Consider the following 18,737-nt stretch of genomic DNA (forward strand, 5'->3'; position numbering starts at 1 on the left):
ACTGCGGGGGGCTCCGTTGTCAATCCCGGTGTCGATGCAGACCGACGTACGGGGCGCTCCCGCCAGTAGATGCTTGTATCGTGAGGGACAACTACGGACGATGAGCCACGCACAGACGCTCTGGGACCTCCTCGCTGACAGTGACGAACTGACCATCGTCTGTCACAACAACCCGGACCCGGACTGTCTCGCGAGCGCCGTTGCGCTCGGTCAGATAGCCGCCAGCGCCGGCATCGACGAACGGCGCATCCTCTACAGTGGCGAGATATCCCACCAGCAGAACCGGGCCTTCGTGAACCTGCTGGACGTCGACCTGCGGCCGTTCGACGCGGAGTTGATTCAGAACCGGCCGGAGGGGTCCCTGCTGGCGTTCGTCGACCACTCGCTGCCCGGCCAGAACAACCGCGTCCCGGAGGGGACTCTGATAGACGTGGTCGTCGACCACCACCCCGCAGAGGACGTCGACGCGACGTTCGTCGACCACCGAGAGGACGTGGGCGCGACGGCGACCATCCTCGCCGAGTACGTCCGCGAACTGCCGATGGACCCGAACTCGCGGGTCGCAACCGCGCTCCTCTTCGCCATCCGACGGGAGACGCTCGGCTTCCTCCGTGGCGTGACCCGCAAGGAGTACGAGGCCGCGGCCTACCTCCACGACTACGCCGAGGCGGACCTGCTTCGGCAACTGTCGACCCCGGCGGTCAGCGGCGCGACGGTGGACGCCATCGCCGACGCCATCCACAACCGCACGGTCCGGGGATCGGTCCTCATCTCCCACGTGGGTCGGACGAGCGAGCGAGACGCGCTCCCGCAGGCGGCCGACTACCTCGCCACGCTGGAGGGCATCGAGACGGCCATCGTCTTCGGCATCATCGAGGACGCGATTCAACTCAGCGCCCGGACGACGGACGCCCGCCTCCACATCGGCGACGTCCTCGACGAGGCGTTCGACGACGTGGGAAGTGGGGGTGGCCACCGCGAGATGGCCGGCGCGGAGGTTCCGCTCGGCATCTTCTCCGACTACACCAGCGACGACGCCGTACTGGTGGACATCGTCGAACAGGTCATCAACGCCCGACTACTCGCGGCGCTGAACATCAAGGACGGCGAGGAGTCCGGCGGCAAGGACGGCGACGAGAAGGACTGAGATTCAGACGAAACGGAACGTCTCCAGGTTCTTCGGGTTGAACGTCCGCATGTTGAACTTCTGGTACAGCGCCGAGGAGAGCTGGTTGGTCGAACTCTCGTCGCCGTGGACGCAGAGCACTTTCTCGGGACGCGGGTGCATCGTCTCGACGAACGTCTCTAACCCCTGCCGGTCGGCGTGCCCGGAGAACCCGTCGACCGTCTCGACGCCGAGTTTCAGGCTGACCCGCTCTGCGCGCGGACCGCTCCCGTCGGACATGGATATCTCGTCCTGCCCGCGCTGAATCTGCCGTCCGAGGGTCCCCTCGGCCTGATAGCCGACGAACACCATCGTGTTGTCCGGGTCCCCGCCCAGGAGACGGAGCCACGACATGACGGGGCCGCCGGTGACCATCCCGGAAGTGGTGAGGATGATTGCGGGTTCGTCGTCGGCGATGTCCTGTCGCATCTCCTCCCCGCCGTCGACCTGTTGGAACTGCTCGGCGAGGAACGGGTTCTCGTCGTCGTAGAGGATTCGGTTGCGGAGGCTCTCGCGGAGGTACTCGGGGTAGGCGGTGTGGATGGCCGTGGCCTCCCGAATCATCCCGTCCAGATACACTGGCATCGTCGGGATGTCGCCCTCGCGCATCGCCTCCTCGAGGACGAGCATCAGTTCCTGCGACCGACCGACGGCGAAGGCCGGAATCAGTATCTTCCCCTGCTTCTCGTAGGCCTCGTTGATGACCTTCCGGAGGACCCGCTCGGAGTCCTCCTGGTCGGTCTGGTAGTCGTTCTTCCCGCCGTAGGTGGATTCGAGGACGAGCGTCTCCACCCGCGGGAAGTCGTTGACTGCACCGTCGAGCAGTCGGGTGTCCTTGTAGTGGATGTCCCCGGAGAAGGCGACGTTGTACCGGCCCTCGCCGATGTGGAAGTGACACACCGCCGAGCCGAGGATGTGGCCGGCGTTGTGCATCGTGAGTTTGACGTCCGGCGCGATGTCGGTGACGTTGCCGAACTCCAGCGGGATGGTGTGTTTCAGTGCGTCTCTGACCTGCTGACTCTCGTAGGGCGGGGCGCGCCCCTCTTTGGCGGCGACGTCGAGATAGTCCAGTTGGAGCAGGCCCATCAGGTCACGCGTGGGCGCGGTGGTGTAGATGGGGCCGTCGTAGCCGTACTTGAACAGGATGGGGATGAGCGCGGAGTGGTCGAGGTGGGCGTGGGTCAACACCACGGCGTCGATGGAGTTCGGCCCGGCCGCGAGCGCCTCGGGGACCTGTAGGTAGGGGACTTCCCCTTTGGCGCCGGGTTTGTCCCCGCAGTCGATGAGGATGCGGGACTCGGGCGTCGAGAGGATGAACGACGCGCGACCGACCTCTCGGCAACACCCGAGCGTCGTCAGGCGAACCCAGTCGTCGTCGGCCGTCGTCGGCCGGTTGATTTGACGACCGACCCGTTCTAAGATGTCCCGTCGCTCGTCGCGCTCCTGTTTCAGGAAGTTCCTGACGTTCGAGACGGTGGACGACTCCATCGGCGGCGTGCGGACGACTTCGGGCGTCCACCCGACGGTGGCGGAAATCTGGTCCAGCGTCTCGCCGTGGCGGCCGATGACTCGGCCCGGTTTCTCGGCCTCGATGAACACCTCGCCCGTGTCGTCGTCGAAATCGAGGTTCTGCACCCCTGCGTCTTCGGGGATGGTCTCCTCTATCCGGGCGCGGGCCTCGTTCTGGGGCACCAGCGCGTCAGCCGTCGGACGCACGTTGATGCGCTTTCGGAGGGTCTGTGCGAGGTTCCGGACGATACCGTCCCTGTTGGCGACTTCCTTGGCGTCGGGGGTGTAGATGACCAGTTCCGGCCCCTCGAACGTCACCGAGGAGATGGTGATGTCCTCCGGTGTCTCTGCCTCGACCTGTGCTTTAATCTTCTCAAGCGTCTCGTCTGCGGTACTCATGTATGCGGGAAACTGCGATTGGAGACTTCGGCCGTCGAAGAACAACGGCTATCGAATGTCGTTATCTAGGGGATACGCGACCACGGATAAGAACCTTTGCTTCCCGACGCGGCGCTCGAAACGACCCAACCCAGCCGTGTGACGCGATACCGTACGCCGACGAGCGGCCCCTACCGTCCGTTTTTAGTGGCCGCCGACCCGTGGTCTAGACATGGGTTTTGGTAGCTACGACGAGTCCGAGCAGAAAGACCAGAACGTAGACACAGACGACAGCGACGGCGTCACAGTCCACGAGAACGACCACGACGGCGAGGTCTCGTTCGACACCGAGGCGTCGACGAGCGACCTCGTCGACAAACTCGGCGACATCAAAGACAGCGAGTAGCGACCCACGACGGACACCGCGGTAGCGACTGTTCGTGACGTTTTTCGAAGCGGAATAGCGGGCCCGGAGAACCGGATAGCGGCGGCGTTCTCAGGCGTTCAGCGTCGCTTCGAGGTCGCCGTTCTCGTCCAACTGCTCGAGGATGTCGCTCCCGCCGACGAACTCGCCGTCGACGAACGTCTGCGGAATCGTCTCGCGGCCGCTGTACTCCGAGAGCGCCTCGCGGTAGGCCTCCGTGGCAGTCAGGACGTTCACCGTGGCCACGTCGTCGCGGTACTGCTGGATGAGGCCGACGGCCTTCCGGGAGTACCCACACTGGGGCATCAGTTCCGTCCCCTTCATGAACAGCGCCACTTCGTTGTTGGCTATCGTCTCGTCGACTTTCTCCTGCACCTCTTCGCGGGACAGTTCCTCGGGTTCGAAGCTCATGGGTCCCCGTAACAGGTCAGGAGTGAAATGGCTACCGCCGGCGAGTCACTCGGGCGTCGACGTGGTCAGTTCGATGGCGTGGATGTCCCGTGTGAGGTGTTCGCCGAGAGCGTCGTGGACGAGTTGGTGCTGGTCCACGAGGGACTTCCCCTCGAACGCCGGCGAGACGACTTCGACGGCGTAGTGCTTGTCGTCGTCCGGGTCGCGCGGCGTGGTGACCGTCGCCTCGGCATCCGGAATCTCCGCTTCGATGAGGGCCGCGACTTCGTCGGCGTCCATACTCGGCGTGAGGTCCCCGCCGAGGAAAACAGTTGGCTTCCGCACACGGGGACGCGACGACGGGACGTCGACGCCGGGGCGAGTCCGAGGCCGACGGTCCGAGCGCGAGTCCCTCGACGAACGTGCGCCTGTCGTGCCGGGACAGTGGCACGCCACTCCTTCAGATACCTAGCAGGTGTTCAGCAGGCCAACAAGAAGTCGTGCACTCGGCTTGGTGCACGCTTGAGACGACCGCTCGGCCTCGACGGCGTCGGAGAGGGTTCGACTCTACCCCCGGTGGAGCGGTGCTCAACTCGCGACGGGCTTGACGACGATTTCGCCGTCGCCGCGGAGAACCACCAGCAGTCCCTCGTGTCGGAAAGAGAGTTCGACGTCGTCGCTCGCGTCGGCGGGGAGAAGGAGCCCGTCGATGGCTTCGAGGTCGACCGTCTCGTACAGCGGTCCGATTTGAGTTGGTTCACAATTCAGCGCCACGCCGATGACCCGACAGACCGCCTCACTCGGAGGGATTTCGGACCAGTCGAACCGGTGTCGAACCGGTTCGTCGACGTCGACAGCAGCAGTTCTATCGTCTGCACGTTCGATACTCGTCATGTGGTGTCCTGATAGTACGATTTGAACGCCTACCTAATGAAAAGAGAGTACCGTTTTCACACTCTGAAACAACCGGTCGCGTGGGCCGGTTTCGACGTGGTGGCGTCCGGAGCCTAACCGAGTAGTCGCTGGTGCGTCGGCTTCATACAGCGGTCCTGGACCACCCGACGGCCGGCCGCTTCGGCGCGCTCTACGGCCTCGTCGTCGTGGATGCCGAGTTGCAACCAGACGACTTGGACGTCGTCGCGGGCCAACGCGGCGTCGACGATGTCGCTGACCTCTTCGCTGGGACGGAACACGTCCACGATGTCTATATCGCCGGGAACGTCCGCCAGCGAGTCGTAGGCTTCTCGACCGAATATCTCGTCGGCGAACGGGTTGACTGGAACCACGTCGTACCCCTGTTCGAGGAGGTACTTCGGTATCTCGTGGGCGTCCTTGCCGGGTGTGGCCGAACACCCCACGACGGCGACGCGGTTCAGACCGAGTATCTCGCGGAGTTCCTCGTCGTCGGTGACGGGCATGGTCGGCCGTACGCGCCCCGGCGGGAAAAGCGGGACGGGGTCTGGCGCGGCCGTGGCCACTCGCACGCAACTGATTTACGGCCGGTCGCCGAACAGACACGTATCGCCGCGCAGCGACGGAACATCCGCTCATTGGACACCATGCACGAAGACGAACGGTCGGGGGAGGATGCCGGGTTCGGGGACGCAGAGGCCTCACGGTGGTCCTCCGTCGACGACTTGACGACGTCGCTACTGGAGGCTGTCGCAGAGGAGACCAGCGAGCAAGTCGGCGACCTCCCGCCGCTGAACGACGCCATCGACCCGGAGGCGCTTGAGAGGATACTGACCAGAACGTCAGACGAGACGGTCCAGCTATCGTTCACGTACACCGACGTCAGAGTCCACCTCGACAGCGACGGCTACCTGTTCGTCCAGCGACGGACCGGGGCCACGGACTGACTCGCGCCGCTCACTCGATACGCTCGGCGAGGAACTCCTCTGCCCGTTCGCGTCCGAGTGCCCGCAGTTCGTCGAGAAAGCGGGGCGTCCTGTCGACTTTGGTCGCGGAGCTGAGTTGCTGCCCCATCTCGATGCGCCGAACCTCGGTGTGCGTGAACTTTCCTTCGGGGAGGGTGCCGTCCGCGACCCAGTCGTTGACCCGTTCGATGAACCGCAGTTCTTGATTGAGCGAGAGGTTGCCCGACAACTGGTTCCGCCGGTCCGCGATGGCCTCCGCGCTCCGTGGTTCGCCCTCGAACGCCTGCGGATTTATCTGGACTATCCAGAGCTCTTCGGGTTTGCGCGACGGCGGGACGTGGAACAGGTCGTTGATGGGCGGGTTCTGCGAGAACAGGCCGTCCCAGTGGAGGTGCCCGTCGATTTCGACGGCCTCGAAGAGCGTGGGGACCGCCGCCGAGGCCAACACCGCCTCGACGGTGACGGCCTCGTTCGTGAACGTCTCGAAGTGGCCCGCGTTGAGGTTGACCGTCCCGACGACGAGTTCGGGCGCGTCGGCCGTACAGAGGTCCGGAATCCGCTCGAAGTCCACGTACCCTTCGAGCACCGTCCGGATTCGCTCCTTCCCGACTTCGGGGCCGGGTATCTGGTAGGGGCTGACCTGCGGGAGCGGAAACCCCGCGCTCTCCAACCGACTGAGGCCGGTCACCCAGTCGTTGGTGGCGCGGTCGACCGGGGCCGTCGCGGCGAGGTCGTCCCACACCGACGAGACGACGTCGGCCGCCGTCTCCGGCCCGCCGGTCAGCAGTCCGTACCAGACCGCAAGCGCGTTGAACGCGCCGCCGGAGGCCCCGCTGATGCCGACGAGGTCGTACCCCTCGTCCCAGTCGTCGAGCAAGCGACAGAGGACGCCGGCGGTGAAGGCGGTGTGGCTCCCGCCGCCCTGACAGGCGATGGCGACCCGGGTCGGGTCGGCGTCGGCCGACGCCGCGCTCTCGCCCTCACTCATAAGTGTGGGTGTAACCGCCGTCGAACAGCAGGTCACCCCCGTTGAGGTGTTTCGCGTGGCTGGAGAACCCGAAGACGAACAGGTTCGCCACCTCCGCTGGCGCCATCATCTCCTTCGTGCGAGCCTGCCCGAGCATCACGTCCTCCACGACTTCCCGTTCGGAGATACCCCGCTCCTCGGCGGTGTCCTCGATTTGGTCGACCATCAGCGGGGTCAGGACGTAGCCGACGCTGACGGAGAACCCGCGGAGCGTCCCCCCGCCCTCGGCGGCGATGGCCCGCGTCAGCCCGGTGATGCCGTGTTTCGCGGTGATGTACGCGGCTTTGTCCTTCGTCGCGTACTGGCCGTGGACCGACGACATGTTGGCGATTGCGCCGACGCCGTCGTCGGTGGCGCGTACGTGCGGCATCGCGGCTTGGGCCATCTTGAACGGCGACCGGAGCATCACGTCCGTCAGGAGGTCGTACTTCTCCATCGGGAACTCGGGGATGCTGGCGATGTGTTGCATCCCGGCGATGTTGGCGACGAAGCGCAGGTCGCCCTCCTCGGCGGCGGCGTCGACGACGGCCTCCACGTCCTCGTCGTTCGTGAGGTCAGTCTCGACGCCGTGGAACGTCCCGTCGACGCCGCAGTCCGCGGCCACGTCGCCCGTCTCGTCGAGTCCGTCCCCGTCGATGTCGGTCCCGACGACGGTGAGGCCGTTCGCCGCTAGCGCCACCGCCGTCGCGCGGCCGATGCCGGAGGCCGCACCGGTGACGACGGCCACCGTGTCGGCCTCGAAGTACGGGTCCGACAGGACGAGGAAGTCGTCGTGCGTCAGTTCGGGGGCGCTGAGGTCGAACTCGGAGTCAGTCACGGCGTATCACTCTGCTGTAACGTCGTCACCCTCCGCATTAACTTTCCCCCACGGCGGAGCGTGACGACGAGCGTTCGGGTAACGTCGCGGTTACCGAGCGACTATACGTAACCGACCGCTAGGGTGCGGTAGGAATCACCACACCCAATGGCCACGAGAACTAGCGATACGAACGACCCCGCCGAGCGGTTCCCCACGACGGGGCCGGATATGGAATCGTACGACCGATACCGACACGTCACGACCGGCGACGGGTCGATTATCTACGACACGGAGTCCGAAGACGCGTGGATACAGGCCGAGACGTCGTTGGCCCTCGACGACTGGCGATAGACGCTCGGCGAGACGACCGCAGTACCGATATTTTACCCGATTCCGGGCGTTCGACGCCGCTCGTCAGCGAACGCCACCGTCCTCCGTCTCCGGTTCTCGGAGGTTCTCTTGGCCCCACTCGGCCATGGCGGTGATGACCGGTTCCAGTGACGCGCCGCGGTCGGTCAGCGAGTACTGCACTCGGAACGGTTGCTCGTTGATGACCTCTCGCTCGACGAGGCCCTTCTCCTGTAGGTCTTCGAGGCTGTCCGAGAGCACCTTCGAGGAGATGCCGTCCACGTCCTCCTTGAGTTCGTTGAACCCCGAGGGGCCGGTGTCGAGGAGTCGGTGGACGATGACTGGGTGCCACTTCTTCCCGATGAGCGTCGCCGTCGTCGTGATGGGGCACCAGTCCTCCCCGGCACACCACACTTCGAGTTTCTCGGGACCGTCGTCCATACGGGGACGATGGCGGTCCAGCGACTAATAGTTACGGTACGTAATCGACTTACAGATAGTTACCAACTGTCCCACCGTTCGGACCCGGGCGATGACACGCGGACCCGACGGCGTTCCGCACGCCGACCGACCGGTCCCCTCGGTGCCCGCGAACGAGATGCGCGACGGGGACCGCGTCGCTGTCGGCGACGCGTTCGCTGTGTCCCCGACACCCGCCTAACCCCGACGTAACTGAACTATTAGGTGCCCGCCGGCCGACACTCCGTCTATGTCGGACCCGTTCGTAGTCGTCGGCGGCGACGCCGCCGGCCTCAGCGCCGCCAGCAAGTACGCCCGAGAGAACCCGGACGGCGACGTCGTCGTCTTCGAGAAGGGCAAGTGGGTCTCCTACGCTCACTGCGGGACGCCGTACTACGTCAAGGGGGAGGTCGACCACCTCACGGACCTGCTCTCGCTGTCGCCCGAGGCGGCCGCCGACCGGGGTATCGACCTCCGGCGGGAACACGAGGTGGTGGGCGTCGACACGGACGCCGAGACGGTGACAGTAGAGCGCGCCGTGGACGGCGACCGCTTCGAACAGTCGTACGGTGACCTTCTCGTGGCGACGGGCGCCCACGCTATCACCGACCCGATTCCGGGGAGCCACCGCGAGATGGCGTTCACGATGCACGGTCTGGACTCCGCGGCGGCGGTCCGGGCCGCGCTCTCTCCGGCGGGGGAGCGGTGGGTGGACACGTCCGTCGAGTACGTCGACGCCGACCTCGTCGAGCGGTACACGGGCCGCGACCCGCCGGAACGCGTCGCCGTGGTCGGCGGGGGGTACGTCGGCATCGAGATGGCCGAGGCGTTCCGCGCACACGGGCTTGAGACGCACGTCTTCCAGCGGTCGGCCCACCTCCTGCCGCCGTTCGGCGACGCCGTCTGTGAGCGCGTGGCCGAGCACCTCCGCGAGCAGGGCGTCTCCCTCCACCTGAACACCACCGTCTCCGAACTGGACGGCGGCGACAGCGTCGAAGCGGTCGTCCACGAGGGCGGGCGCGTGCCCGTCGACCTCGTGCTGGTCGGTATCGGTATCGCGCCGAACACGGGACTCCTCTCGGACACTCCGGTCGAACTCGGCGACTCCGGGGCCGTCGCCGTCGACGACTACGGCCGGACGAACGTCGAGACGGTCTACGCCGCCGGCGACTGTGCGGAGGCCCGCCACGCAGTCACCGGCGAGTCGACGTGGGTGCCGCTAGGCCTCACCGCGAACCGGGCCGGGCGCGCTATCGGACAGACGGTCGCCGGCGACCCGGAACCGGTTGGCGACGTGGCCGGCACCGCCGTCGTGAAGGCGTTCGAACTGGAGTGTGGCCGGGTCGGACTCGTCCACGAGGACGCGGCCCGTGACGCCGAGTTCGACCCCGTCTCGGTGGCTATCGACGCCGGGTCGCGGTCGGGGTACTATCCCGGCGGCGACGAGACGACGGTGACGCTGACCGCCGACCGAGACTCTGGACGGGTCCTCGGCGGGTCCATCGTCGGCCGCGACCGGGCGGCCATCCGCATCGACACGCTGTCGACGGCGCTGGAGTCGGACCTCACGGTGGCCGAACTCGAACGATTGGACCTCGCGTACGCGCCGCCGTTCAGCCCGGTGTGGGACCCGATTCTCGTCGCGGCGAAGGTGCTCCGCGGGAAGCTAGAGTAGGGGGCTCAGCGGTTCCCGCCGGCGAGCGCGCTGGCCGCCGGGAGGGTTCTGAGCCGCCACATCGCCAGCGTACCGACGAGCGGGCCGACGAACAGCGGGAGGAAGGCCCACTGCCAGCCGACCTGTTCGGCCACCATCGGGAGCAACTGGATAGAGCCGATGGTGAGCAGGAACCCCACGGCCGTCTGCAGGGTCAGCGCGGTGCCGACGTAGCTCTCCTCGGCCAGTTCCGTCACGCAGGCCGAGAACTGCGCCGAGTCGGCGACGATTGTGAACCCCCAGACGGCGAGGAAGGGAACGAGGACGGCCAGCGGCGCGTCGAAGACGACGCCGGCGAGCACGGAGAAACTCCCGCTGACGACCATGCTCGCGCCGGTGACTGTGGTCCGGCCGAGGCCGTCGGCGAGGCGGCCCGCCACGAGTGCGCCGAGGCTCCCGATGCCGATGGTGCCGAACGCGAGGAACGCGGCCAGCGTCGGCGTCGCGAGCGCGCTCTCGCGCGTGGCGAAACTCGCCGCGAGGTAGACGGGTATCCACGTCCAGACGGCGTACAGTTCCCACATGTGGCCGAAGTACCCCAGATTCGCCAGCATCGTCGGGCGGTCCGTGACGATGCGCCGAACCGCACTCGGGTCGAAGGGCGCGGCCGGCGACTGGTAGGGTCCCGGCCGTGCCCCGAGGACGAGCAGTCCGCCGACAGCGGCCAGTCCGGCGGCGACGAGGAGGACGAACTGCGGGCGGCCGACGCCGCCGACGGCCCTGACGAGGTGAGGGAGCGCGGACCCGAGCGTCAGCGCCCCGACCAGCGCGCCGATGGCGAGGCCGCGCTGTCCCCGGAACCATCCGGCGACGAGTTTCATCCCGGGCGGGTAGACGCCGGCGAGAGTGACACCGGTGAGAAAGCGGAGCGCGATGGCGGGAGCGGCGCTCTCGACGACCAGTCCCAGCGCCGCGGTGAGTCCCGCGCCGAGGAACGCCGAGACTGCGAACAGGTAGCGGGCCGGCACGGTGTCGGAGAGCGTCAACACCGCCGAGAGCACCGCGCCGACGACGAACCCTATCTGGACGGCGCTGGTGAGCCACGCCGACTCCGTCGGGGTGAGGTTCCACTGCGCGGTCAGTTCCGGCGCGACCGCAGAGGCGCTGAACCACAGCGACATCGCCAGTAGCTCAGCGACGCCGACCAGCGCGAGCATCCGCCAGCGTCCGTCTGTCGCTGGAGTTTCGGTTCCCGCCGTCTCGTCCGTTGTCTCTGCCGTCATCGATGCGTCTCGTCCACGGACCGCTCCCCCTCGGCAGTGTCTGCTCCGGCGTCGACCGTGGCTGGGGTTGGTGAGCAGTCGTACGGCGTCCGTTCCGGCCCTGACGAGTCTCTGTCGAGCATGACGGTTACACGGAAACTCCAACCCTTTCGCAATCAACCTCTGCTAACTGGTTCGTAACCCAGTTACCTCCGGTAATCACGGGTGGACTACCACGCGGCGTCGAGCACACCTTCGATGTCGTCGCGCGTCGGGTCCAGACCCGCTGGCGAGTTCGCCATGAACGCGTCCGAGCGGACGGCGTCGGCTACATCGGGGAACTCCTCGCGTGTCGGGCCGTCGACGTCGCGGAGGCGCGTCGGGAGGTCCAGCGCGGCGGCTATCTCCGCCACGCTCTCGACGACGGCCGCCGCGGGGTCCTCGGCGTCCGTCACCCCGAAGGCGTCGGCCAGCAGGGCCCGCCGTCCGTCGACGGCGTCGAACAGGTACTCGAGCGCGTGGGGCGCGATGACGGCGTGGGCGGCACCCTGCTGGACCTCGTACGTGCGCGTGAGTCCGTGCCCGAAGGCGTGAATCAGCGAGAGGGTCGTGACGCCCGGTCGGGAGATGCCGTACTGGACGAGCGCGATGCCTTGGGTGAGCATCTGATACACTGCGTCGTCCTCACGGCCGTCGCCGAAGGCCAGTAGCGCATCCTGCAACAGGTCGAGGCCCCGCATCGCCGTGGCGTCGGTCATCGGCGTCGCGGTGCTCGCGTACAGCGTCTCGACGCCCTTGTCGAAGCCGTTCATCGCGGATGCGGCCAGTACACGCCGCGGTGTCGTCGCGACTAGCTCGGGGTCGTAGCACACCGCGGCGGGCATCAGGGCGGGGCCGGAGATACCGCCGCTCGCCTGCTCCCCGACCGGGCACGTGTCCGGCGCGGCCGTGACGCCGGCGACCATCGAGAGGTCGGCCCCGGCGAGCGTCGTGGGCACCGCGACGACAGGCGGGAGGCCGTTCGCGGGGACCCGTATCGTTCCCGTCTCGGCGAACTCGGCACCCACCGCGTCGGGGTCCCGGTCGGTGGCCGCGAGCGTCGCGAGCACCTTCGCCACGTCGAGGCTGCTCCCGCCGCCGACGGCGACTATCGCGTCGGCCTCGACGGCGCGGAACCGCTCCAGCGCGTCGTAGGCCGTCCCGAGGCGCTTCGCCGGCGTCGTCTCGGCGAACACGCTGGCCAGTCGGTCGCCCAGTCCGTCCCTGACGGGGTTCATCACCGACTCCGTCTCGCCGACGGTCGACCCGGTGACGACCAGCGCTCGCTCACAGTCGATAGCGGCCAGTTCCTCGGCGAGTCCGTCGACGCAGTTCGGTCCGTAGCGCAGGGTCGCCGGGTCGTACTCGAAGCGGAACGGTGTCGAACGGTCGTGGGTGGGGTCTGACATCCGTCGCGGTCACTCCTCGGGGACGTTCGGCCCCTCGAACGCGGGGAGTTGCGATTCGATTTCCTCGCGCTCGTCCTCCAGCCACTCGGGTAGGGTGAGCGACTCCCCGAGTTCGTCGAGACTCTCGTCGGCGGTGAAGCCCGGTTCCGTCGTCGAGATTTCGAAGAGGACGCCGTTCGGTTCGCGGCAGTACAGCGCCGTGAAGTACGTGCGGTCGATGACGTCGCTCGGGCCGAGGCCCCGTTCCTCGTAGGCCTCCCGGTAGGCCTCCAGTTCGGCGACGTCCTCCGCGCGGAACGCGACGTGGTGGACCGTCCCGACGCCCATCCGACCGCGTCCCTGGTCCGTCTCGACGAGGTCCACGACGGACCCGAACCCGCCCGTGGCGCTCCGGTAGCGGTGTCGGCCGTCCGCTGTCGCCTCGTGGTCGTAGCCCAGTACCGCGGTGAGTATCTCCGCGGTCGGTTCGACCGACTCGACGGCGAGGGTCACCGAGTAGAGCCCCTGCAACTGGTGATCGCTCGGGACCGGTCCGTCCTCCCAGGGGACCGCTTCCGTCTCGGCGTCGGCGGCGACCAGTTCCAGTCCGATGCCGTCCGGGTCTTCGAACTGGAGGACCGTCTCGTCGAATCGCTCGGTCCGGTCGACGTCGACGCCGTCGGATTCGAGCCTCTCCGCCCAGTACTCGACCGACGCCTCGGGGACGAGATACGCGACCTCGCGCGTCTGCCCGGCCCCGAACGCCCCGTCTCGGCCCCGGTCGGTCCACGGGAAGAAGGTGACGTTCGTCCCCGGCGTCCCCTCGCCGTCGCCGAAGTAGAAGTGGTACGTCCCCGTGTCGTCGTGGTTCACGGTCCGCTTGACGAAACGCAATCCGAGGAGGCCGACGTAGAAGTCGGCGTTGCGCTGTGGGTCGCCGGCGATAGCCGTGACGTGGTGAAGTCCGGCCGTATCGGGTGCCATATTCGGTCGTAGGGTGCCGGTGCTTGTGGTCCTTTGCTCACGCTGGCGTCACCGGGAGACATCGGGGTAACCACGTCACCGTCCGCAAGTGAACCGTTAACAGGGTCGATGGACTACCACCGGCATGGCCTGTCCCCATCTGGAGTACCGCACGGCGACCGGCGACCAGTCGTTCGACGAGGCACGGGCGTTCTGCATCGTCGTCGACGAGTTCGTCCAACCGATGCGGGCCGATATCTGTAACGACCGGTACGCCCTCGACCACGCCGCACACTGCGAGCTATTCCGTGCGAACGCGGAGGGCGGCGAGTGAGCTACGAGCAGTTCCTCGACGGCGACCCGGTCGTCGTCACCGCGGCGCTGACCGGCGGCGTTCACGGGAAGGAGGCGAACCCGAACCTCCCCGAGACGCCCGAGGAGATAGGGCAGGCCGCCGCCGAGGTGGAAGCCGCCGGCGCGTCCGTGGTCCACCTCCACGCCCGCCGGCCCAACGGCGAGCGAAGCTTCCAGACCGAGCGGTTTCAGGAGATAGACGACGCCGTGCGTCGATACACCGACGACGTCGTCATCCAGCACTCGACGGGCGGCACGGGGGCCCCAGACGCCGACCGGCACCTCCCGCTACGGACGGACCCGCCACCGGAGATGGCGTCGCTGGACATGGGACCGCTGAACCGGTACGACCACCTCACCAGCGAGAACACCCGCGGACTAGTAGATTCGCTACACGCCGAGATGGTCGACCGGAGCATCAAGCCCGAGCTGGAGGTGTTCAACGACGGCCACCGAAACGAGGTCCACGGGTTGTTGGAGCGGCGCGACCTCGCGGACCCCGTCTACGCGACGCTCATCTTCGGGCCGGGCACGCTGACCCGACCACGGCCGGAGCACTTCCTCACGGCCATCTCGGACCTGCCGGACGGCGCGACGTTCAACACGCTCGGGTTCGGTCGCCACCAGTTGCCGTTCGCGACGATGGGCATCCTCTTCGGCGGCCACGTCCGCGTGGGTCTGGAGGACAACGTGTACTTCCAGCGCGGGGAACTGGCCGAGAGCAACGCACAACTCGTCGAACGCGTCGTCCGCGTCGCCGACGAACTCGGACGCCCGGTGGCTGAGACGGACGAGGCCCGCGAGATACTGGGTCTCTGATACGTCCACCACGGACAGACGTTACAACGCCGTGCCCCGTAGCGACCGTATGGGTACGCTCCGCTGTCGGCGCTGCGGGGAACCGCTGACGACCGGCCTCCTCGCGACGCAACGTCGTCACTGCTGTCTCAACGACACGCCCATCGCCGGCGCGTGTCCGAACCACGGGCCGGTCGGGCCCCACGACGCCGTCGAGGAGTAGCACGTCCGCTGTCGTCCTCGGACTCGGAAAGAAGTGGTCTCTGTCTACGCGACGATGCCGGCGGCGGCGATGAACGACCATCGCGTCCCGCTGTTGGCCTCGCGCTGCTTCGCTGCTGCCCGCGTTTCGTCTCGTGGGTGCTTCCAGTTCATTGTACTCAACGGTACACACTCTGGGCGTAAAAACTATTCGTCTTCTGACAATATGTCGTGGTCGTTCATGGACAACAACTTTGCCCTGAAAATCGTCCTCACGCGCCAAACTACACAATCTATCTTCCACTCCGTCTCTCGACCGCTCACCGATAGTCTATTTATCAGAATTCACACTTTTGTCTGGCTCTGTCGACACTACCTCCTTTACGGCATCGCGCGTACTACGCGCCCGTACTCGCACACGCGTACACGACTATCAACGCCGTCGCGTAGGGAACAGCGACTGCCGTGTCAATCGGTCCGTTTCGGCGTCCGCGGACTCGTTCGCGTGGTGGACGTTCCCCGCCACGGCGAGGAGGAGTCCAGTATCGGCCAGTATCGACTGCCACGGGATGAGCGACGTCGAGCCGAGCCCACGTCCTATCCCGATACCTCCTTACACGAGAAGGTCGAGCGCGACTCGGCCCGGCGTGTGGCCTTCCAGAGCGCCCACCAAAGCGGAAGCCTGTCGCCGGAGTTCACGGGGTACGGTTACGACCGACCACGCATACGGATTGGTGACACTCGAACGATACGACGACCGTCGGATAGACGGAGCCTGCGGGCCACTCCGGAGCAGATCTTGGTAATAAGTGGCAAGATAATACTATAACCCCTCGTCTATTACCCCGTACTATCCATGAAGAAGCAAGAGCTCATTCACCTCCATAGCCTCCTCGCACAGGTACAGCACCACTACGAGACAGAAGCCGGGACATCGGTTCAGCACGACGAGTACGCCGACCTCGGAGTGAAGCCGACGTCGATTCACAAGTCCAAGACCGACCACAAGGACGCCGTGTTCGCCCTCGCCGACGGCCTCACTTCGGACATGGTCGCAGAGAGCGACGAGCCGCTGACTCTCACCGCTGACTGAGTCGAGACGACGTTTTGCGGTGTCGCCCCATCCGTTCAGGGCCTCCGCCGCCGTTCTATCCGACGGCTTCCGCTACCCTTCTTTTCCGGTTCCGTATGGTACGCGGTATCGCAACTCGCAGTTCCTTTATACGGCGAGGGCCCCTACTTCGTGTGTGAGTGAAGAAACAGGGCGACGGAATCTCCGGATGCCTAACGACGACGAACTGTTCGCGGTCGTAACGGAACACAACGGCGGCAACCACGTCCGAATCCAGTGCGAGGACGGCGAGAACCGCATGGGTCGCATTCCCGGCCGAATGAAGTACCGGACCTGGATTAACGAGGGCGACATCGTCCTCGCCGAACCGTGGGACTGGCAAGACGAGAAGGCGAACATCGAGTGGCGCTACAAGGGTCAGGACGCCGACCAGCTCCGAGCCGAGGGCCACATCGACTCCCTGACTGCCTGATTGACGTATTCTGCGGCCGCGCGCTGAGTCCCCATGAGCGTATTTTCTCTCTCGTCCCGTAGCGGACGCGCCGGCGGTAGTCTATCTCCCGTGCGGGCGCGCGGTGCGGTACCGCTGGTCCAGTCCATCACTCGGGCGCGCCCGTACGGTGGACTCCGGAGAGCTATGACCGCTATGTAGCTCCGAGCAGCCCGTTCCGAGATGTCAGCCGTTCGACCGTCTGGTCAGAAATACGATCACTCTGTGTGAAAAATCGGCTCTATCTTGTGATTCGGTACGTGACGACATCACGTCACGTGTGCGCCATGTGCCGCCTGCACAGGGCGTCCCCGAGACGAGTCATTTAAGTATACCCCTCCCATCGGATATGATGCGAAGGTCGCCCCGGGTCGCCCCGGGCCGACACGACTCGTCGCCACCCGCGACGGGTCACCCAACATGAGGATTCCACCCCTGCGGTCCGCCGTCAAGATGGAATCTGATGTGAGCCCACGGACCCATACAGTAGTCACCATCGACGTAGGAGTCGATGGGTTACGCTTCCGACGGAGTGCAACCACTTCCGCCGCTGACCCATGTCAGCACATTCCGGTTGATCCTGCCGGAGGCCATTGCTATCGGAGTCCGATTTAGCCATGCTAGTCGCGCGAGTTTAGACTCGCGGCGTATAGCTCAGTAACACGTGGCCAAACTACCCTACAGACCGCGATAACCTCGGGAAACTGAGGCCAATAGCGGATATCACTCTCACGCTGGAGTGCCGAGAGTGAGAAACGTTCCGGCGCTGTAGGATGTGGCTGCGGCCGATTAGGTAGATGGTGGGGTAACGGCCCACCATGCCCATAATCGGTACAGGTTGTGACAGCAAGAGCCTGGAGACGGTATCTGAGACAAGATACCGGGCCCTACGGGGCGCAGCAGGCGCGAAACCTTTACACTGCACGAGAGTGCGATAGGGGGACTCCGAGTGCGAGGGCATATAGTCCTCGCTTTTCTGTACCGTAAGGTGGTACAGGAACAAGGACTGGGCAAGACCGGTGCCAGCCGCCGCGGTAATACCGGCAGTCCAAGTGATGGCCGATATTATTGGGCCTAAAGCGTCCGTAGCCTGCTGTGTAAGTCCGTTGGGAAATCGACGCGCTCAACGCGTCGGCGTCCAGCGGAAACTACACGGCTTGGGGCCGAGAGACTCGACGGGTACGTCCGGGGTAGGAGTGAAATCCTGTAATCCTGGACGGACCACCAATGGCGAAAGCACGTCGAGAGACCGGACCCGACGGTGAGGGACGAAAGCCAGGGTCTCGAACCGGATTAGATACCCGGGTAGTCCTGGCTGTAAACGATGCTCGCTAGGTATGTCACGCACCATGAGTGCGTGATGTGCCGTAGTGAAGACGATAAGCGAGCCGCCTGGGAAGTACGTCCGCAAGGATGAAACTTAAAGGAATTGGCGGGGGAGCACCACAACCGGAGGAGCCTGCGGTTTAATTGGACTCAACGCCGGACATCTCACCGGTCCCGACAACAGTCACGACAGTCAGGTTGACGACCTTACTCGAGCTGTTGAGAGGAGGTGCATGGCCGCCGTCAGCTCGTACCGTGAGGCGTCCTGTTAAGTCAGGCAACGAGCGAGACCCGCATCCGTAGTTGCCAGCGATACCCTCGAGGTAGTCGGGTACACTACGGAGACTGCCGCTGCTAAAGCGGAGGAAGGAACGGGCAACGGTAGGTCAGTATGCCCCGAATGGACCGGGCAACACGCGGGCTACAATGGCCACGACAGTGGGACGCGACGCCGAGAGGCGAAGCTAATCTCCAAACGTGGTCGTAGTTCGGATTGCGGGCTGAAACTCGCCCGCATGAAGCTGGATTCGGTAGTAATCGCGTGTCAGAAGCGCGCGGTGAATACGTCCCTGCTCCTTGCACACACCGCCCGTCAAAGCACCCGAGTGGGGTCCGGATGAGGCCAGCAGGCGCTGGTCGAATCTGGGCTCCGCAAGGGGGCTTAAGTCGTAACAAGGTAGCCGTAGAGGAATCTGCGGCTGGATCACCTCCTACAGACCGGGACTGAGGCTCTGCCTCAGCCCACCTTAACTGACTGGTGACCACAAGTCACCCGCACCGTCAGCGCGTACACTGACAACTGTATGGGCCCGCT

The 18,737-nt window shown here is 65.7% G+C and carries 22 protein-coding genes and 1 rRNA gene; 12 read left to right on the forward strand and 11 right to left on the reverse strand.

What is annotated here, in order from left to right:
- The first annotated feature begins 100 nt into the window (after window positions 1-100).
- A complete protein-coding gene (locus Hhyl6_RS16405; RefSeq protein WP_483740332.1) occupies window positions 101-1,147 on the forward strand; it encodes a DHH family phosphoesterase in 1,047 nt (348 codons plus the stop codon).
- A 3-nt stretch (window positions 1,148-1,150) separates the two neighbouring features.
- Here the strand turns inward: Hhyl6_RS16405 and Hhyl6_RS16410 are convergent, their stop codons facing one another.
- Window positions 1,151-3,073 carry a beta-CASP ribonuclease aCPSF1 gene (locus Hhyl6_RS16410; protein WP_483740333.1) on the reverse strand — a complete coding sequence of 641 codons (1,923 nt, stop codon included), beginning with the start codon at window positions 3,071-3,073 and terminating at the stop codon, window positions 1,151-1,153.
- Window positions 3,074-3,284: 211 nt separating this feature from the next.
- On the opposite strand from Hhyl6_RS16410, the gene Hhyl6_RS16415 reads away from it, so the two are divergent.
- The gene (locus tag Hhyl6_RS16415) at window positions 3,285-3,458 is read left to right on the forward strand and encodes a DUF5786 family protein (protein WP_483740334.1); all 174 of its coding nucleotides are present in this window, start codon (window positions 3,285-3,287) and stop codon (window positions 3,456-3,458) included.
- 90 nt (window positions 3,459-3,548) lie between these two features.
- On the opposite strand, the gene Hhyl6_RS16420 is transcribed toward Hhyl6_RS16415, so the two are convergent.
- From Hhyl6_RS16420 to Hhyl6_RS16435, 4 genes are all read right to left on the reverse strand, one after another.
- Complete coding sequence (locus tag Hhyl6_RS16420) at window positions 3,549-3,887, reverse strand: glutaredoxin family protein (protein ID WP_483740335.1); 339 nt, start codon at window positions 3,885-3,887, stop codon at window positions 3,549-3,551.
- Between the two features lie 45 nt (window positions 3,888-3,932).
- Complete coding sequence (locus tag Hhyl6_RS16425; RefSeq protein ID WP_483740336.1) at window positions 3,933-4,166, reverse strand: BolA/IbaG family iron-sulfur metabolism protein; 234 nt, start codon at window positions 4,164-4,166, stop codon at window positions 3,933-3,935.
- 288 nt (window positions 4,167-4,454) lie between these two features.
- A complete protein-coding gene (locus Hhyl6_RS16430; protein ID WP_483740337.1) occupies window positions 4,455-4,760 on the reverse strand; it encodes a HalOD1 output domain-containing protein in 306 nt (101 codons plus the stop codon).
- Window positions 4,761-4,873: 113 nt separating this feature from the next.
- Window positions 4,874-5,284, reverse strand: a complete 411-nt coding sequence (locus Hhyl6_RS16435) for a CoA-binding protein (protein ID WP_483740338.1) — start codon at window positions 5,282-5,284, stop codon at window positions 4,874-4,876.
- A 141-nt stretch (window positions 5,285-5,425) separates the two neighbouring features.
- Here Hhyl6_RS16435 and Hhyl6_RS16440 point away from each other — a divergent pair, with 141 nt between their 5' ends.
- Complete coding sequence (locus Hhyl6_RS16440; protein ID WP_483740339.1) at window positions 5,426-5,725, forward strand: HalOD1 output domain-containing protein; 300 nt, start codon at window positions 5,426-5,428, stop codon at window positions 5,723-5,725.
- Window positions 5,726-5,735: 10 nt separating this feature from the next.
- Here Hhyl6_RS16440 and Hhyl6_RS16445 read toward each other — a convergent pair whose 3' ends face one another.
- Window positions 5,736-6,731 carry a patatin-like phospholipase family protein gene (locus tag Hhyl6_RS16445; RefSeq protein ID WP_483740340.1) on the reverse strand — a complete coding sequence of 332 codons (996 nt, stop codon included), beginning with the start codon at window positions 6,729-6,731 and terminating at the stop codon, window positions 5,736-5,738.
- A complete protein-coding gene (locus tag Hhyl6_RS16450; RefSeq protein ID WP_483740341.1) occupies window positions 6,724-7,587 on the reverse strand; it encodes an SDR family oxidoreductase in 864 nt (287 codons plus the stop codon). Before Hhyl6_RS16450 ends, Hhyl6_RS16445 begins: the two co-directional genes overlap by 8 nt.
- Before the next feature lie 147 nt (window positions 7,588-7,734).
- Here Hhyl6_RS16450 and Hhyl6_RS16455 point away from each other — a divergent pair, with 147 nt between their 5' ends.
- Window positions 7,735-7,920: a DUF7331 family protein gene (locus Hhyl6_RS16455; RefSeq protein WP_483740342.1), complete on the forward strand. Its 186-nt coding sequence runs from the start codon at window positions 7,735-7,737 to the stop codon at window positions 7,918-7,920.
- Between the two features lie 63 nt (window positions 7,921-7,983).
- Here Hhyl6_RS16455 and Hhyl6_RS16460 read toward each other — a convergent pair whose 3' ends face one another.
- A complete protein-coding gene (locus tag Hhyl6_RS16460; RefSeq protein ID WP_483740343.1) occupies window positions 7,984-8,358 on the reverse strand; it encodes a winged helix-turn-helix transcriptional regulator in 375 nt (124 codons plus the stop codon).
- A gap of 91 nt (window positions 8,359-8,449) precedes the next feature.
- Here Hhyl6_RS16460 and Hhyl6_RS16465 point away from each other — a divergent pair, with 91 nt between their 5' ends.
- Window positions 8,450-8,578 (forward strand): hypothetical protein, encoded by a 129-nt coding sequence (locus Hhyl6_RS16465; protein WP_483740344.1) that lies wholly within the window; start codon window positions 8,450-8,452, stop codon window positions 8,576-8,578.
- A 48-nt stretch (window positions 8,579-8,626) separates the two neighbouring features.
- Window positions 8,627-10,051 carry an FAD-dependent oxidoreductase gene (locus Hhyl6_RS16470; RefSeq protein ID WP_483740345.1) on the forward strand — a complete coding sequence of 475 codons (1,425 nt, stop codon included), beginning with the start codon at window positions 8,627-8,629 and terminating at the stop codon, window positions 10,049-10,051.
- A 5-nt stretch (window positions 10,052-10,056) separates the two neighbouring features.
- Here Hhyl6_RS16470 and Hhyl6_RS16475 read toward each other — a convergent pair whose 3' ends face one another.
- From Hhyl6_RS16475 to Hhyl6_RS16485, 3 genes are all read right to left on the reverse strand, one after another.
- On the reverse strand, window positions 10,057-11,313 hold the full coding sequence (locus Hhyl6_RS16475; RefSeq protein WP_483740346.1) for an MFS transporter: 1,257 nt from the start codon (window positions 11,311-11,313) through the stop codon (window positions 10,057-10,059).
- Between the two features lie 209 nt (window positions 11,314-11,522).
- Entirely contained in the window at window positions 11,523-12,740 is a 1,218-nt protein-coding gene (locus tag Hhyl6_RS16480; protein WP_483740347.1) for an iron-containing alcohol dehydrogenase family protein, read from the reverse strand.
- A gap of 9 nt (window positions 12,741-12,749) precedes the next feature.
- Window positions 12,750-13,703, reverse strand: coding sequence for a ring-cleaving dioxygenase (locus tag Hhyl6_RS16485; protein WP_483740348.1), 954 nt, complete (start codon window positions 13,701-13,703; stop codon window positions 12,750-12,752).
- Window positions 13,704-13,827: 124 nt separating this feature from the next.
- Between Hhyl6_RS16485 and Hhyl6_RS16490 the strand changes: the two genes are divergently transcribed.
- The 6 genes from Hhyl6_RS16490 to Hhyl6_RS16515 all read left to right on the forward strand — a co-directional run bounded on the left by Hhyl6_RS16490 (window position 13,828) and on the right by Hhyl6_RS16515 (window position 18,635).
- Window positions 13,828-14,016: a hypothetical protein gene (locus tag Hhyl6_RS16490; protein ID WP_483740349.1), complete on the forward strand. Its 189-nt coding sequence runs from the start codon at window positions 13,828-13,830 to the stop codon at window positions 14,014-14,016.
- Window positions 14,013-14,855 carry a beta-keto acid cleavage family enzyme gene (locus Hhyl6_RS16495; protein ID WP_483740350.1) on the forward strand — a complete coding sequence of 281 codons (843 nt, stop codon included), beginning with the start codon at window positions 14,013-14,015 and terminating at the stop codon, window positions 14,853-14,855. The genes Hhyl6_RS16490 and Hhyl6_RS16495 overlap by 4 nt, the downstream gene beginning before the upstream one ends.
- Window positions 14,856-14,904: 49 nt before the next feature.
- Window positions 14,905-15,057 carry a hypothetical protein gene (locus tag Hhyl6_RS16500; RefSeq protein ID WP_483740351.1) on the forward strand — a complete coding sequence of 51 codons (153 nt, stop codon included), beginning with the start codon at window positions 14,905-14,907 and terminating at the stop codon, window positions 15,055-15,057.
- A gap of 834 nt (window positions 15,058-15,891) precedes the next feature.
- The gene (locus Hhyl6_RS16505) at window positions 15,892-16,128 is read left to right on the forward strand and encodes a UPF0058 family protein (RefSeq protein ID WP_483740352.1); all 237 of its coding nucleotides are present in this window, start codon (window positions 15,892-15,894) and stop codon (window positions 16,126-16,128) included.
- Between the two features lie 154 nt (window positions 16,129-16,282).
- On the forward strand, window positions 16,283-16,579 hold the full coding sequence (locus Hhyl6_RS16510; protein ID WP_166970987.1) for a translation initiation factor eIF-1A: 297 nt from the start codon (window positions 16,283-16,285) through the stop codon (window positions 16,577-16,579).
- Window positions 16,580-17,164: 585 nt separating this feature from the next.
- Window positions 17,165-18,635 (forward strand): 16S ribosomal RNA (locus Hhyl6_RS16515).
- Window positions 18,636-18,737: the final 102 nt, after the last annotated feature.

The sequence above is a fragment of the Haloarcula sp. H-hyl6 genome, assembly GCF_056934455.1.

Coding starts and splice junctions, on each gene's coding strand:
- Hhyl6_RS16405 (WP_483740332.1), top strand. CDS start 101: ATGAGCCACGCACAGACGCTCTGGGACCTCCTCGCTGACAGTGACGAA.
- Hhyl6_RS16410 (WP_483740333.1), bottom strand. CDS start 3,073: ATGAGTACCGCAGACGAGACGCTTGAGAAGATTAAAGCACAGGTCGAG.
- Hhyl6_RS16415 (WP_483740334.1), top strand. CDS start 3,285: ATGGGTTTTGGTAGCTACGACGAGTCCGAGCAGAAAGACCAGAACGTA.
- Hhyl6_RS16420 (WP_483740335.1), bottom strand. CDS start 3,887: ATGAGCTTCGAACCCGAGGAACTGTCCCGCGAAGAGGTGCAGGAGAAA.
- Hhyl6_RS16425 (WP_483740336.1), bottom strand. CDS start 4,166: ATGGACGCCGACGAAGTCGCGGCCCTCATCGAAGCGGAGATTCCGGAT.
- Hhyl6_RS16430 (WP_483740337.1), bottom strand. CDS start 4,760: ATGACGAGTATCGAACGTGCAGACGATAGAACTGCTGCTGTCGACGTC.
- Hhyl6_RS16435 (WP_483740338.1), bottom strand. CDS start 5,284: ATGCCCGTCACCGACGACGAGGAACTCCGCGAGATACTCGGTCTGAAC.
- Hhyl6_RS16440 (WP_483740339.1), top strand. CDS start 5,426: ATGCACGAAGACGAACGGTCGGGGGAGGATGCCGGGTTCGGGGACGCA.
- Hhyl6_RS16445 (WP_483740340.1), bottom strand. CDS start 6,731: ATGAGTGAGGGCGAGAGCGCGGCGTCGGCCGACGCCGACCCGACCCGG.
- Hhyl6_RS16455 (WP_483740342.1), top strand. CDS start 7,735: ATGGCCACGAGAACTAGCGATACGAACGACCCCGCCGAGCGGTTCCCC.
- Hhyl6_RS16460 (WP_483740343.1), bottom strand. CDS start 8,358: ATGGACGACGGTCCCGAGAAACTCGAAGTGTGGTGTGCCGGGGAGGAC.
- Hhyl6_RS16465 (WP_483740344.1), top strand. CDS start 8,450: ATGACACGCGGACCCGACGGCGTTCCGCACGCCGACCGACCGGTCCCC.
- Hhyl6_RS16470 (WP_483740345.1), top strand. CDS start 8,627: ATGTCGGACCCGTTCGTAGTCGTCGGCGGCGACGCCGCCGGCCTCAGC.
- Hhyl6_RS16475 (WP_483740346.1), bottom strand. CDS start 11,313: ATGACGGCAGAGACAACGGACGAGACGGCGGGAACCGAAACTCCAGCG.
- Hhyl6_RS16480 (WP_483740347.1), bottom strand. CDS start 12,740: ATGTCAGACCCCACCCACGACCGTTCGACACCGTTCCGCTTCGAGTAC.
- Hhyl6_RS16485 (WP_483740348.1), bottom strand. CDS start 13,703: ATGGCACCCGATACGGCCGGACTTCACCACGTCACGGCTATCGCCGGC.
- Hhyl6_RS16490 (WP_483740349.1), top strand. CDS start 13,828: ATGGCCTGTCCCCATCTGGAGTACCGCACGGCGACCGGCGACCAGTCG.
- Hhyl6_RS16500 (WP_483740351.1), top strand. CDS start 14,905: ATGGGTACGCTCCGCTGTCGGCGCTGCGGGGAACCGCTGACGACCGGC.
- Hhyl6_RS16505 (WP_483740352.1), top strand. CDS start 15,892: ATGAAGAAGCAAGAGCTCATTCACCTCCATAGCCTCCTCGCACAGGTA.